Annotated in this window: 11 protein-coding genes; 4 read left to right on the top strand and 7 right to left on the bottom strand. The window is 63.9% G+C overall.

Features of this window, described 5'->3' with window-relative positions; translation table 11 throughout:
* Nucleotides 1-54: 54 nt before the first annotated feature.
* Nucleotides 55-1,917 (bottom strand): ATP-binding cassette domain-containing protein, encoded by a 1,863-nt coding sequence (locus AC6R19_RS13535; RefSeq protein ID WP_500580370.1) that lies wholly within the window; start codon nucleotides 1,915-1,917, stop codon nucleotides 55-57.
* A 173-nt stretch (nucleotides 1,918-2,090) separates the two neighbouring features.
* Here AC6R19_RS13535 and AC6R19_RS13540 point away from each other — a divergent pair, with 173 nt between their 5' ends.
* Nucleotides 2,091-4,055 carry a transglycosylase SLT domain-containing protein gene (locus AC6R19_RS13540; RefSeq protein WP_500580371.1) on the top strand — a complete coding sequence of 655 codons (1,965 nt, stop codon included), beginning with the start codon at nucleotides 2,091-2,093 and terminating at the stop codon, nucleotides 4,053-4,055.
* Between the two features lie 4 nt (nucleotides 4,056-4,059).
* Here the strand turns inward: AC6R19_RS13540 and AC6R19_RS13545 are convergent, their stop codons facing one another.
* From AC6R19_RS13545 to AC6R19_RS13560, 4 genes are all read right to left on the bottom strand, one after another.
* Nucleotides 4,060-4,551, bottom strand: coding sequence for a hypothetical protein (locus AC6R19_RS13545; protein ID WP_500580372.1), 492 nt, complete (start codon nucleotides 4,549-4,551; stop codon nucleotides 4,060-4,062).
* Between the two features lie 17 nt (nucleotides 4,552-4,568).
* Complete coding sequence (locus AC6R19_RS13550; RefSeq protein ID WP_500580373.1) at nucleotides 4,569-4,832, bottom strand: hypothetical protein; 264 nt, start codon at nucleotides 4,830-4,832, stop codon at nucleotides 4,569-4,571.
* A 128-nt stretch (nucleotides 4,833-4,960) separates the two neighbouring features.
* Nucleotides 4,961-5,206 carry a glutaredoxin family protein gene (locus tag AC6R19_RS13555; RefSeq protein WP_500580374.1) on the bottom strand — a complete coding sequence of 82 codons (246 nt, stop codon included), beginning with the start codon at nucleotides 5,204-5,206 and terminating at the stop codon, nucleotides 4,961-4,963.
* A 5-nt stretch (nucleotides 5,207-5,211) separates the two neighbouring features.
* On the bottom strand, nucleotides 5,212-6,075 hold the full coding sequence (locus tag AC6R19_RS13560) for an FHA domain-containing protein (protein WP_500580375.1): 864 nt from the start codon (nucleotides 6,073-6,075) through the stop codon (nucleotides 5,212-5,214).
* Nucleotides 6,076-6,393: 318 nt separating this feature from the next.
* On the opposite strand from AC6R19_RS13560, the gene AC6R19_RS13565 reads away from it, so the two are divergent.
* Entirely contained in the window at nucleotides 6,394-7,323 is a 930-nt protein-coding gene (locus AC6R19_RS13565) for a PP2C family protein-serine/threonine phosphatase (protein WP_500580376.1), read from the top strand.
* Nucleotides 7,324-7,341: 18 nt separating this feature from the next.
* Nucleotides 7,342-9,774, top strand: a complete 2,433-nt coding sequence (locus tag AC6R19_RS13570; RefSeq protein WP_500580377.1) for a bifunctional serine/threonine-protein kinase/formylglycine-generating enzyme family protein — start codon at nucleotides 7,342-7,344, stop codon at nucleotides 9,772-9,774.
* Nucleotides 9,775-10,214: 440 nt separating this feature from the next.
* Here AC6R19_RS13570 and rlmKL read toward each other — a convergent pair whose 3' ends face one another.
* Nucleotides 10,215-12,401: a bifunctional 23S rRNA (guanine(2069)-N(7))-methyltransferase RlmK/23S rRNA (guanine(2445)-N(2))-methyltransferase RlmL gene (gene rlmKL / locus AC6R19_RS13575; protein ID WP_500580437.1), complete on the bottom strand. Its 2,187-nt coding sequence runs from the start codon at nucleotides 12,399-12,401 to the stop codon at nucleotides 10,215-10,217.
* Nucleotides 12,402-12,839: 438 nt separating this feature from the next.
* Here rlmKL and rmf point away from each other — a divergent pair, with 438 nt between their 5' ends.
* The gene (rmf, locus tag AC6R19_RS13580; RefSeq protein WP_500580378.1) at nucleotides 12,840-13,091 is read left to right on the top strand and encodes a ribosome modulation factor; all 252 of its coding nucleotides are present in this window, start codon (nucleotides 12,840-12,842) and stop codon (nucleotides 13,089-13,091) included.
* 33 nt (nucleotides 13,092-13,124) lie between these two features.
* Here rmf and AC6R19_RS13585 read toward each other — a convergent pair whose 3' ends face one another.
* Complete coding sequence (locus AC6R19_RS13585; protein WP_500580379.1) at nucleotides 13,125-14,153, bottom strand: quinone-dependent dihydroorotate dehydrogenase; 1,029 nt, start codon at nucleotides 14,151-14,153, stop codon at nucleotides 13,125-13,127.
* Between the last annotated feature and the right edge of the window lie 111 nt (nucleotides 14,154-14,264).

Consider the following 14,264-nt stretch of genomic DNA (forward strand, 5'->3'; position numbering starts at 1 on the left):
GCCACTATCGGTGGATGCGCTTAACGCTTATCCACCCTATCCCCTGACCACTGATCACTCGCCACTTTCGAGTTCCGCCCAGCGCTCAAACGCCTCCTCCAGCTGCGCCTGCTTGTCCGCCAGCAGCTTCAGTCTCTCCTCCACCACCGCCTGCTCCCGCTGGTAGAAATCCGGCTGTGCCACTTCCCCTTCCAGTTCGCCTATCTCCCCTTCCAGCTGCTCGATCAGCACCGGCAGGCTGTCCAGTTCCCGCTGCAGTTTGTAGCTGAGTTTTTGCTTTTTGGGCGGTGTTTTCTGCTCTGCCTGCGGCTTGGGTTTCGACTTTTCCGCAGTGGTTTTTTCCCTCTCCTCCGCCGCGGCAAAACTGCCGCCCTGGCGCAGGAAATCGGCGTAGCCGCCGACGTATTCGCGCACTCGGCCACCGCCCTCGAATGCCAGGCAGGAGTCCACCACATTGTCGAGGAAGGCGCGGTCGTGGCTGACCAGCAACACGGTGCCGGAAAAATCCAGCAGCAGCTGTTCCAGCAGTTCCAGGGTCTCCACATCCAGGTCGTTGGTGGGCTCGTCCAGCACCAGGATATTGGCCGGCTGGCTGAACAGCTTGGCCAGCAGCGCGCGGTTGCGCTCGCCGCCGCTCAGGGCCTCGACTTTGGTGCGCGCCTTGACGCCGCTGAACAGGAAGTCCGCCAGGTAGGACATGACGTGGCGGCTCCTGCCGCCGATGGTGATCGACTCGCGCCCCTCGGCGATATTGTCCAGCACGGTCAGCTCGGGATTCAGCTGGTGGCGGCGCTGGTCGAAATAGGCGACCTGCTGCTTGGTGCCCAGGCGGATATTGCCCGAGTCCGGTTGCAGTTCGCCCAACAAAAGGCGGATCAGGGTGCTCTTGCCGACGCCGTTGGGGCCGATCAGGCCCACCCTGTCGCCGCGCATCAGGGTGAAGGAGAGGTCCCGTATCAGCGGTTCCTCCCCCGGATAGGCGAAGGACACACCGGTCAGTTCGGCCACCAGCTTGCCGGATATCTCGCCGCTGTCCAGTGCCATCTTCGCCGTACCCTGGCGGTTGCGGCGCGCCTCGCGCTGGCGCCGCAGTGCCTGCAGGGCGCGCACCCGGCCCTCGTTGCGGGTGCGGCGGGCCTTGATGCCCTGGCGGATCCAGGCCTCTTCCTGGGCCAGTTTCTTGTCGAACAGCGCCTCGTTCCTGGCCTCCTCCTCCAGCAGCTTCTCCTTCTCCTCCTGATAACGGTCGAAACTGCACTGGAAGACGCGCAGATGGCCGCGATCCAGGTCCCACACTGTCCCTGCCAGGCGCTGCGCCAGGGCGCGGTCGTGGCTGACGAACAGCAGCGCGCCGCGGTAGCCGGCGAGGAAGTTCTCCAGCCACTCCACCGCGGAGATATCCAGGTGGTTGGTGGGTTCATCCAGGATCAACAGGTCAGGCTCGGTCACCAGTGCCCGCGCCAGGGCGGCGCGCCGCTGCCAGCCACCGGACAGGTCGGCGACAGTGTCCTCGCCTTTCAGGCCCAGCCGGTCCAGCACACTGTCGATACGCGGTAGCAGGTCCCAACCGTGGGCGGCCTCTATGCGCGCCTGCAGATCGGCCCCGGGCTCAGCGCGATAGTCGGCGAGCCAGAGGCCGACTTCGCCGAGGCCGCCGGCCACAAAACGGTAGACGCTGTCGGTGCAATCCGACGGCAGCTCCTGGTCCAGGCTCGCCAGCACCAGGCCACTGGCGCGCACCACCTCACCGCCATCGGGGTCGATCCGGCCCGCAATCAGGCGCAGCAGGCTGGACTTGCCCTCGCCGTTGCGCCCCACCAGGCAAATGCGGTCGCCGCGCTCGATCCTGGCACTGACATTGTCCGCGAGGACCTGGGTTCCGTAGCGTAGGCTGACGCCATCCAACTGAAGCAACATAATTAACAACTACAATAATTGAGACTGCCCGGAACCATCGCGCACTTCTTCGCGGACAGGGAAACCGGACCGGGTTTGCGTAAAAAAGGATATTCTACGCATTTTTTGCTGCGCTGCTCTGATAACTTCTCTCTGTTAACTTAGGGCGCGAATTTTCAATCGGGTGATTTGTGATGTCGATTGACGCAAAGGGAATAGCGTTTCTCTTCTCTCTTCTGCTGGCCGCGGCTCCCGCGCCGGGCACGGCGATCGAGGCGGAAGAGGCGGTGGCGCAGCGGGACAAGCTGCAGGCGGCGCGCGCGGCCATAGCCCGCAATGACCGGGACAGCCTGGAAAAACTGGAGCGGGAACTGAAAGGCTACCCGCTGCTGCCCTACCTCGACTACTGGGCCATCAGCAAGAAACTCTCCCGCCTGCCCTACGACGAGATCGACCGCTTCCTGGCCGACAACGAGGGCACCGCCATCGGCGACTGGATGCGCGTGCGGGTGCTGCGCGAGCTGGGCGGCCGCGAGCACTTTCGCGCCTACCTGAAGTACTACCAACCGGAAAAAATCACCCGCACCTCCCTGCGCTGCTACTACGCTGACGCTCTGTCCCGCCACGGCGACAAGCAGGCCGCCTACCAGTTGGTGGAAGAACTGTGGCTCGTGGGCCGCTCCCAGCCAGAGGAATGTGACCCGGTTTTCGCGCGCTGGATGAAAGACGGCGGGCTTACCCGGGAACTGGCCTGGCGGCGGCACAAACTCGCGCTTGAAAGTGGCAACCTGGAGCTGGCGGAATATATCGCCGGCAAGATGGACAGCGATCACGCGCAGATGGCCAGGCTGATGCGCTCGGTACACCGGGAGCCCGGACAGCTGCTGGACTACCCGCGCTTTGTCAGCGCCAAACCCCAGGATTACGGACTGGAGTACCGCACCATTGTGCTGCACGGCCTGCAGCGCCTGGCCCGCGAGGACGCCACCAGCGCCGAGAGGGCCTGGCGGCGCTACCAGGCCAGCTACCTGTTCGGCGACGTGGAGCGGGAGGAGATGCTGCGCTACCTGGCCCAGCAGTTCGCGCGCCAGGACAATATGGACGGGCTGCGGCAGCTGGTGAAGGAGCAGAAGTTCGCCGACGCCAACACCATCGAGTGGCTGGCGCGACAGTCGCTGCGGGAACTGGACTGGGAGCAGCTCGCCTTCTGGATAGACCGCATGCCGGAGGAGGAACAGCAGCACGAGCGCTGGCTCTACTGGAAGGCCCGTTCGCTGGAGGAGCTCTACGGCAAGGGCCGCGCCGACGCGGCGGTGCCGCTGTACAGCAAGGCCGCAGAGGAGCGCAGCTACTACGGCTTCCTCGCCGCCGACGCGCTGGGTCAGAACTACAGCTTCGTCGACCGCCCGGCACCGATCACCCCCCAGCAGGTAAAGCAGATGGCGGCACGCCCGGCCATGCAACGGGCGCGGGAACTTCAGGCCATCGGCGAGTTCTACCACGCGCGTCGGGAGTGGGATTACGCCACCAGCGGGATGTCCCACGAAGAACTGCTCACCGCCGGCAAGCTGGCCAGCTCCTGGGGCTGGTACCAGAAATCCATCCAGTCGGTGCTGGCGGCGGACTACCTGGACGACCTGGAACTGCGCTTCCCGCTGGCATACGCCGATATCGTCCGCAACGTCAGCGAGAAGAGCGCGCTGGACCCCTACCTGATCTACGCCGTGGCCCGCCAGGAGAGCCATTTCAGCCACGACGCCAAATCCCACGCCGGCGCCCTGGGGCTGATGCAGCTGCTGCCCTCCACCGCCCGCGCCACCGCCCGCCGCGCCGGCGTGCGCTACCGCCGCAGCTGGGACCTGCTGAGCCCCAGCACCAATATCGCCCTCGGCAGCTTCTACCTGAACACACTGCTGAGCCGCTTCGACAACAACCGCTTCCTCGCCGCCGCGGCCTACAACGCGGGACCCACGCGGGTGGCCAGCTGGCTCAAGGAAACGAAAAACCAGCTGCCCTACGACGTGTGGATCGAGACCATTCCCTACAGCGAGACCCGCCGCTACGTGCAGAATGTGCTGGCCTATACGGTGATCTACGCCTATCGCAGTGGTATCGAGCTGTCGCTGCTGAGTGAACAGGAGGCGAGCAGCAAACTCTAGACCGTCACGACCGGCACAAGTGCCCGCTCATTTTCACCAGAAACAGGCCATCGACATTGCGCCCGTTAAAATAGAGATCGCCGCTCATCCCGCGGTATATACCGGTACCCGACTGCACTTCGGCGATGCTGCTGAATATTCCACCATCGGGATGGCCGGGACGCTTCTTGGTGATACCCGTCTCCCGCAGCAGCAGCGTGCCCTTGTCCGTGGTGACTTCGAAAATGCCGGAGTAAGCCACCGTACCCGGAGAGGAGCCCGGGCCAAGTACCGCGCCATCCAGGGTGAAAAATGTGGTGCCCCGCAGGCCCTGGTTACCATCGATGGCGCCCTCGGCACAGAAATTGTTGGGACTGTCACAGTTGTCGAAGACCTGCACCTCCGTCAACTCCGCGTGCATCTTCTTGCAGTCGCCGGCCTGTGCGGACAATGCCAGGAAGCAGCATCCAGTTAACAAAATCCCGGCGGCCAATCTGTTATTGTACTTGGCGTTCATAAGCGTCTCCTTACGATTTAGAGCAGCGCGTCCTGGCCGGTTTCATCCGCAGCGGTGGCTTCGAAAGGCACCTGGACAAGGCACTGAGGGCCCTGAGAGCCAGGCGCAACAGCCTTGTCCAGGCACTGCGCCAGCACCTCGCGGGAAAGGTCGAGATAGAGGATTCCCAGGCGGGCATGCACCTGGTGGTATGGCTGCGCGGCTACTCCGCGGCGCAGTGCGAAGCGCTGATCGAGCGCGGGCGGCAGCTGGATGTGGGGCTCTACGCCATAGCGCCGCACTATATCGAGCCACCCCCGCGCCAGGGACTGCTGCTCGGGTTCTCCGGCCTGTCCCCGGCCGAGATTCGCGCCGCAGTACTGCGCCTCAAGCGGGGCCGCAACAGAGGTGGATGGCTCCTAGAGGAAATTCACAGCCGTTGCTGCAACCAGCTTTCAAGCTGCGCACTATCGAAAGGCCAGGGGCAGATGTCGTCCGGATCGCCGAGCCCGACCACTGGAATCCGGGTGCCGAAGCGCTCCAGCAACTGCGGGTCCTCGGCGATGTCCACTTCCCGCAGGCGCAGCTGGAACTGCTCCAGCAGTGGCCAGATCTCCAGCTTCGCCTTTTCGCACAGGCTGCAACCCAGGGTGGTGTATAGAACCAGCTCGCGCATGGCGATCAGATGAGCCCCTGGTTGCGCGCCCAGAAGAAACCCAGGGTGCCCGCGGCCAGCAGCAGCCCGCCCATCCAGATCCAGGCGCTGCTGCCGCCATCCGCCAACTCACCGCCGCCCTCGTACTTGCGCCTCTCCCGCGTCGGTTCAGAGGTGGAGACCAGTTGCGGCCTGTCGCCTGCCCCCCGGCTCTCCTGGCCCGCCGCCCGCGCCTGGGGAATGGTCACCGCCGGGCGCACCGTCGTTTTATCCAGGTCGTCCGCCGGGCCCACCACGCTGAAGCTGAGGGTGTCGAAACGCAGCTCGTCGCCGCGGCGCACACGGGTTTCGGTGATGCGCCTGTTGTTCAGGTAGGTGCCGTTGGCTGAGCCCAGGTCGGTGACGAACAGCAGCCCCTCCCGCACCTCCAGGCGCGCGTGGCGGCGGGACAGGTGCGACAGGGAAAAAGTGATATCACACTCGTCGGAACGCCCTACCACGCTGCTCTCCCTGACCGGAAAGACCTTGCCGGCGATGGCCGGGTGGTTGGCCCTCAGGGCCCAGGCAACACCGCCGGCGGGAGTGGCCGCCTTGAGTCTGGTCACCTTCGGGTCCACGACCTTCAGGGTGCGCCCACCGATTTGCAGTTGGTCGTCGAGTTTTAACCCGCAGCTCCCTTGCACCGGGCTGCCGTTGAGCAAAATTTGTCCGGAATCGGTCAGATTGTGCAGTGTCAGCAGATCCCCCTCGACGGTCACTTCGGCGTGAAGCTTGGCCACGGATTCATCGGCAATGGTTAAATCGCAGCTGGCGGCGCGCCCGATGGTTACTTTGGGCGCGACCAGCCACACGCTTTGGCTGGCGTCCTTCAGGTCGCAAAGTTTGAGCATGGAGCAGTTTCCTTTACCCGTCCGGGAGCTGTGGTCACCGGACCCTGGTTGTGGCAGCCTGTGCAGTACCGCCTTGTTATTGTCTCTGTTCTCGATGGGGGCGAGTTTATCACGGGGATTTTCGTTAGCGTGTGATTCGGTTTGCAGCTTACAATGGCTGCGCGCTCTAATATCGACATGCGCGAGAATCAACAGCGGCCGGCCCGTGAGCAATGAACAACAGGGATTGGCCGTTCCACAAGGACGAGGCCACCGGCCGCGGCGGATATCCGCCGAAGCGTCGGGCAAATCAGAATAAAGACAGGTAGTTGCACGCACGTGAGTGAAGCCAAAGTACGCGAAGTATCGCGGCACAGCGGGACAATCCAGCACACCAGCGTAAGCTCGCGCAGCGCGGGCGCCACCCACCCCGGCTACAAACGCGAACAGAACGAAGATGCCTATTGGGCCGACGAAGAGCGCGGTATCTGGGTGGTGGCGGACGGCCTGGGCGGCCACCAGGCCGGCGAGATCGCCAGCAAGACGGTAGTGGAGGAGATACAGCGCTCCGCCGCCACCGACCGTCACTATGAACGCGCCCTGCAGCGGGCCCACGCACTGCTGCTCGGCGACGAGCAGAACACCGCCAATATGGGATCCACCGCCGTGGTGGTGGCCGAAGACGGCGCCTACTTCCATGTCTACTGGGTGGGAGACAGCCGCGCCTATCTCTGGACCCCGGGCGAAGGCAGTGGCCAGTTGAAGCAGCTCACGGTCGATCACTCTTATGTGCAGATGCTGGTAGATTCCGGCGCTATCAACTCCGCGGAGGCCGCCAACCACCCCAACCGCCACGTGATCACCCGCTGTATCGGCGGCAGTACCAATCCCAAGCTGGAAATCGACCGCGTCTCGTCACCCTGGTCGCCGGGACAGAGACTGCTGCTGTGCAGCGACGGCCTCAGCGCCGAGGTGGAGCCGCAACAGATCACCAGCATCCTCGCCGAAAACAGCGACAACCGCCGCGCCGCGGACCTGCTGATCGCCGCAGCCCTGGATGCCGGCGGCAAGGACAATATCACCGTGCAGGTCGTCGATGCGCCGACTCCGACGCCAGCGGGTGCTGAAAACTGGACTTCCCGCACAGGTGGTGCGCTAAGGGCTTCCGCGCAAAGACTGCGGGCGAGCGGCAAAATACTGCTACTCATGGGCGCGCTGGGACTGCTCGCCGTCTTCGCTGCCGCTGCCAAGCTGTTCGGCGCACTCTGATTCAAGGGAAAGGGTTTGATGGAAGTCGTCAGCACCAGCAATACCTCGTTGGAAATCCCCGGTTACCGGATACTGAAGAAGATCAACCAGGGCGGCATGTCCACCGTCTACCTGGCGATCCAGCGCAGCGTCGGCCGCCAGGTGGCACTGAAAGTGATGTCGCCGGTGCTGAACGCCGACCCGATTTTCAGTGAACGCTTCCAGCGCGAGGCCAACATCGTCGGCCAGCTGTCACACCCCAATATCGTCGGCATCCACGATATCGGCCGTTACCGCAGCCTCAACTATATCGCCATGGACTACATGCCCGGCGGTTCGGTATCCGACCGGCTGGCGAAGGGCGTCATGGATCCGCTGGAGGCGCTGAACGTCGCCCGCCAGATCGCCATGGCGCTGGATCACGCCCACGGCAAGGGCTATGTACACCGGGACCTGAAGCCGGAAAACATCCTCTTCCGCGAGGACGGCTCGGCGGTGCTGACGGATTTCGGCGTGGCGCGGGCCGTGGCCCGCACCACCCGCATGACCAGCACCGGCATGGTGGTGGGCACGCCCCACTATATGAGCCCCGAGCAGGCCCGCGGCGCAGCCATCGACGGGCGCGCCGACCTCTACAGCCTCGGTGTGGTCTTCTACGAGATGCTCGCTGGTGCCGTGCCCTACCAGGCGGACGAGGCGGTGGCCATCGCCATCAAGCACCTGACGGACCCGATTCCCCGCTTGCCGGCGCGCCACTCCCTGTACCAGAACCTGATCGATCGCTTCCTCGCCAAGGACCCGGAGCACCGCTTCCAGCGCGGCCTGGACGTGGTGGACGCCATCGATCAGCTGCTCGCCGCCCTGGCCGGCAAGCCCGCTGCCCAGACCACCCAGCTCAACAACACCTCGGTGCGTGTCTCCAGCCTGCTGCGCGCCCTGCTCCTGACCCTCTACGGCACCATCAGCGACCAGTTGGCTCGCGCCTGGGCCCGCTGGCGCGACAAGCCGCTGAATGAGAATCACCCGCGCGCGGAGCAGGAAACCATCATGCGCATCCACCAGGTGATCCAGCAGGCACCCCAGCGCAAGCGGCGCCAGTGGCTGTTCGGCAGCCTGGTAACCGTCTCCGCTACCTTCGGCTGGCTGCTGTTCAGCCTGATCAGCTTCAAGCTGCAGTGGCAGTCCGAATACCCGCTGCTGAACAGCGCCCGCACTTTCACCGCGCAGCTGCTGCTGCCGGCAGACAGCGCTTCCATCCCTGCCGAGACAGCGCAAGGCGCGCCGGCGGCGGAAACCCAATCCAGGGAAATACCGGCCCAGGCCGCGACCGTGCCGCTGATCGATCAGCAGGCACCCGCGACCGACAGCCCACCGCCTTCCCGGGCCGAGCCGGCGCCAGTCGCTCCACCGCCCGCCGAAACGTCCGCAGAAATTGTCGCGATCGAGCCCCTCACCAGGACAGAAGCCGCGAGTACCGGCAGCGAAGAAGCCGCGGTTGCCGAAGCGGAAGAGCCCCAGCCGGAAGTCTACGGACTCACGGTGCGCCCCCGGCCCCGCGATGCGCGGGTGCGCATCATGAACATCAATCCCCGCTACAAGCCCGGCATCCGATTGGAACCGGGCAGCTACGACCTGGAAGTGAGCAAGCCCGGCTACACCACGGTGCGCCGCTGGATCGCCATCGAAGACAGCGATCTGACGCTGCCGGTCAAACTGGAGCGCGCCTGGTACCACGGCAAGAAAATCCGCTCCTCCCTGGCGTCCGGCGGCCGCGGCCCGCAGATGATCGCAATCAGGAGTGGCAGCTTCAGGATGGGCAACGACAGGCGCGCTGTCGCCAGCCCGGCGCACCGGGTCAGCATCGACAGGGCCTTCGCCATCTCCACCCACGAAATCACCTTCGACGACTACGACCGCTACGCGGACGCCACCGGCGCCGCCCTGCCCGGCGATGCCGGTTGGGGCCGCGGCGACAGGCCGGTGATCAATGTCAGCTGGCACGACGCCCAGGACTATGTGCGGTGGCTGTCGGAGGAGACCGGCAAGCGCTACCGCCTCGCCAGCGAGGCGGAGTGGGAATACGCCGCGCGCGGCGGCATCCAGCACCCCTTCTGGTGGGGCGGCGACAAGCCCCGCGGCAAGGCCAACTGCCGCCGCGGCTGCGCGAGCGAATTCAACGGTCTATTCACCTCGAGCAGTGCTCCGGTGGGCCACTACCGGGCAAATCCGTTCGGACTCTTCGACACCGCCGGCAATGTGGCCGAGTGGGTGCAGGACTGCTTTGCCGACGGCTACAGCGAGCGCCGCAGCGACGCCCGCCCGCTGGTCACCACCAACTGCAATCTGCGCGCCGTGCGCGGAGGCTCCATGCGCTCCCCCCTCGACAATGTCAGCTCCGACTACCGCGAGGGGTTGAACGCGAACACCATGTCCCAGGAGGTGGGCTTCCGCGTCGTAATGGAGCTTGAATAACTGCAGCGGGCTCGACGTAGGGTGCGCCGTGCGCACCAACTAATCACGGGGAGGACACGGATGTCCAACTACCGGCGCTATGCCGACGGCCATTGCTATTTTTCACCCTGGCAACTTTTCAAAGACGGCGGCTTCTGGTTACACCCGAGTTTCGCGGAGCCTTGCGCAACGCAATCCGCGAAACGCGCTTCAGATTTCCTTTCGCCATAGACGCATGGGTGCTACTGCCCAATCATCTGCACTGCATTCTGGACTCTGCCTGCTGAAGACACGAACCTTTCCCGCCGCTGGTCGATGATCAAACGATTGACGACACAGAAATTATTGAAGAACTTCGAATTGGTGCGCGCGGCGCACCCTACTTTCCGATCATCGGCCACTGATCACTGCCGGCGGAGCAATTCCCAACACGCTGGCGTAGGGTGCGCCGTGCGCACCATTTAAGCCTGAATCCTCCACACATTGTGAATCTTCGGGTTGCGCTGAAAATCCCTGTCCAGCAGCTGTAGATTCTCCACTGAGAATTCCGCCTTTATTTCCTCATCCATCCTGAAACTGCGCAGGTTGTTGGAGAACACCAGGGTGCCCCCGGGGGCCAGCAGGGTCATGCACTGGCGGATCAGTCTGGCGTGATCCCGCTGTATGTCCAGCACGCCGCGCATCTTCGCCGAGTTGGAGAAACTCGGCGGGTCTAGGAAGATCAGGTCGTAGTGGCCGCGGCGGTTCTGCTGCGCCGACTCCAGCCACTGCAGGCAATCCGCCTCCACCAGTTGGTGCCGGTAGGGGTCCAAGTTGTTGCGGCGGAAATTGCGCGCGGCCCAGGCCTGGTAGGTTTTCGACATATCCACGCTGGTGCTCTGCTCACAGCCCCCAAGTGCCGCCTGCACTGTCGCGGTGGCGGTGTAGCAGAAGAGATTCAGGAATTTTTTGCCGCCGGCCCGCTCGCGCATTTGTTCACGCAGATAGCGGCGCACCGGACGGTGATCCAGGAAAAGCCCCGTATCCAGGTAGGCCCAGAGGTTCACCTCCAGCTCGGCCCCGTACTCGTTGATCCAGAAAGCTTCCGCCGACTCCTTCTGTTTTTGGTACTGGCTTCCGCCACCCTTGTGGCTGTGACGCCGGCGCTCCTTGATGCTGATATTGCGCTGGGGGGTCTCCAGCACCAGCTGCACCGCCCGCACCAGGTCGCGCAGCCGTGTGCGCGCCTTGTTCTCATCGATACTGGCCGGCGCCCGGTACTCCTGTACATGGACATAGGGCACCCCCTCCACGGACCTGTAAATATCGATCGCCGCCGCGTATTCGGGCAGATCCGCGTCGTAGAGACGGTAGCAATCGATGCCATTTTGATTCGCCCACTTGCCGGTGGTGCGCAGGTTCTTGCGCAGGCGGTTGGCCACCATCTCCGCCTCGGCAGAAAGCTTCGGGCCGCCCTCCCCCGCAGCCGCCTCCACAGACTGCTCGCGAATATGAAACAGCAACAGCTGGCTGGGGATACTGCCGTTGTACAGCTGGTACTGCTTGTGGGAGCGCAGACCGGTCTCGTGGCCCAGCTCGGGATTGCCGGTAAAGATACCGGCGAGCCAGCCGGGAAACTCCTTCTTCAACTGGCGCCCCAGCTCGGCGTATGTCTCCCGCAGCGCCTCCTGCTCACCGAGACGCTCGCCGTAAGGGGGATTGGTCAGCACCAGGCCCGGCTTGATCTCGCGGTGGCTGGGTACCTTGAAGGCCGCCACCGGGCGACAGCTGACCCGTACCTGGCGCTCCAGGCCGGCGCGGGCGATATTGGCCTCGGCCGCGAACAGCACCTTGGCATCGGCATCGTAGCCGCGGATTTCCGGCAGTTCCTTTTCCTGGCCGACGCGGCGGCGCTCCAGGGCCTCCTCACGCAGGGCATTCCAGATGTCGCTCTGGTGGTTCAACCAGCGCTCGAAGCCGAAGCTGTCACGCAGCAGCCCCGGCGCCATATCCGCGGCCATCATGGCACCCTCGATCAGGATGGTGCCCGAACCGCACATGGGATCCAGCAGCGCACCGCCGTCCGCGGCCACCTGTGGCCAGCCGGCGCGCAGCAGCAGGGCCGCGGCCAGGTTCTCCTTCAGCGGCGCGGCGCCGATATGGGTGCGGTAGCCGCGCCGGTGCAGGCTGTCGCCGCTCAGGTCTATGGCGATGTCCAGCCGGTCCCGCTGCAGGCGCAGGGCCACGGTCAGGTCCGGGTTCTGCCTGTCCACCACCGGCCGCGCCCCGCTCTGGCGGCGCAGGCGGTCGACGATCGCATCCTTGGCCTTCTGGGCGCCGAACTGGCTGTTGCGGATCTCGCGGTTGGTGCCGGAGAACTGCAGCCACAGCTTGCCGGATGGGTTGATATGCGCCTCCCAGGGCTGGGCCGCCACCGCCCGATAGAGATCCTCGGCGTTGCCGATGCGCACCTGCTCCAGGCGCAGCAGTATGCGGTTGGCCAGGCGGCTCCAGAGGCAGCAGCGGTAGGCCAGTGCCAGGGAGCCGGAGAAATGCACCGCCGCCGGCTGCTCACGCAACCCGGCGGCCCCCAGATCCCGCAATTCCGCGGCCAGCAGGCCCTCCAGGCCCTTGGGGCAGGTGGCGGTAAACGCCAGTTGTTCGGTCAGCTGTTCGGTCAAAATCTTTTACTCACTCGCAGGGGGCACAGAATTCTCTATTCTGGCGCAAGGATAACTATCAAGCCCCAAGCCTATACACAATTCTTCTATCAGGCGCCACCTTAAGACAAAAGTGTTCGTTCACACATTAATCGCATTTTGCTCTACTGAAGCCTGCGCTCATTACCGTTAGCTTTGAGGAGCCAGCCAGGCCGATCGCCTCGGCAAGCGGCGGCTCAGCGAATGAAACAGTGCGTCGCGGTGAGCGCTTTTTTAATTCACCAGGCCCCACGATACCCTTGTAATCAAGAAAGGGGACAAAGAGGGTGGCGTGGCAATCCAATTGAAAGATTCACTAAGCTTAGGAATGCAGGTGTAAAAAAACATTAATCAACGGAAATCGCGGCTCTGCCGCCGATGCACAGAGACCAAGAGGTACTGCATACGATGAAACGCCAAAAACGTAACCAGTCCGAAAGAGCCTTCTACAAAGGTTACCTCGCCGCCACGCAGAACAAAGCCATTGAGAGATGCCCCTTTGAAAGTGGTGAACTTCATCAGGCGTGGGTCAATGGCTGGCGGGAAGGCCGAGAGGATTACTGGAGCGGGTTTGGAGGTTCAACCACAGCGCAGAAGCTTGAGACCTACCGCGCGGTGACCACCGACGTTCACCATCCCGACGGCTGGAGCACCGCCTGAATTCCGGTTGATGGGCACGCTGCGCTTTGCCCATCACTTCTGCCGGCGCAACAGGGATATGGCTTCCGCCGCCTCCCTGATTACTGCAGGGCCGCGGTAGATAAACCCGGTATAGATCTGCACTGCAGTGGCCCCCGCACGGATTTTCTCCGCCGCACTCTCGCCATCGAAGATACCGCCCACCCCGATGATCGGAATCTGCCCGCGCAGTTCCTTTGCCAACTGCGCAATCACCTGGGTGGATTTCTCCCGCAGCGGCCGACCACTCAGGCCGCCCTCCTCGTTGCCCTGGGGCAGGTGTGCCACCGAGGATTTGTCGATGGTAGTGTTAGTGGCGATGACGCCGTCGATCCCGAATTCGCGCAATGCTTCAGCTATCTGCGCGATGGCGTCGCCCTCGATATCCGGAGCGATTTTGATTGCGAGTGGCACATAGCGATCGCAACTCTGGGCCAGTTGCTGCTGCTTTTCCTTGATGGCGTCCAGCAGGCGATTCAGGCTCTCGCCGAACTGCAGGTCGCGCAGCCCCTTGGTGTTCGGCGAGGAGACATTGGCGGTGATGTAGTCCGCATAGGGGTACACCTTGTCCATGCACAGGCAGTAGTCGTCCGCCGCCCTCTCCACCGGAGTATCGAAATTCTTGCCCACATTGATGCCGAGCACGCCGCCGTAGCGGCGCCGCCTGACCCGCTGCACCAGGTAATCCACACCCAGGTTGTTGAACCCCATGCGGTTGATGATCGCGTCGGCCTCCTCGATGCGGAACAGGCGCGGCTGCGGATTCCCCGGCTGGGGGCGCGGGGTCACGGTGCCCACCTCGACAAAGCCGAAGCCGAGCGCACCCAGGCCGTTGAACGCCTGGGCATTCTTGTCCAGGCCCGCGGCCAGACCCACCGGGTTGGGCAGGGTCAGGCCCATCAGCTCCACCGGGTCGTTCGCCACCGGCTTGTTGAACAGGGAAATCAGGCCCAGGCGCTCGGCGGCGCCTATGGCGTCCAGGGACAGGTGGTGGGCGCGCTCAGGGTCGAGCGCGAACAGGGCCTTGCGCAGGTATTCGTACATTTTTTCCTTAATCCGTTTTTTGCAATGCCTTGTAGGAGCGGCCCATGGCCGCGATCGATGTCGGGAACATCCCGATAGTCCGATCGCGGCCATAAGCCGCTTCTCTAAAGC

Source organism: Microbulbifer sp. SE14, assembly GCF_059834885.1.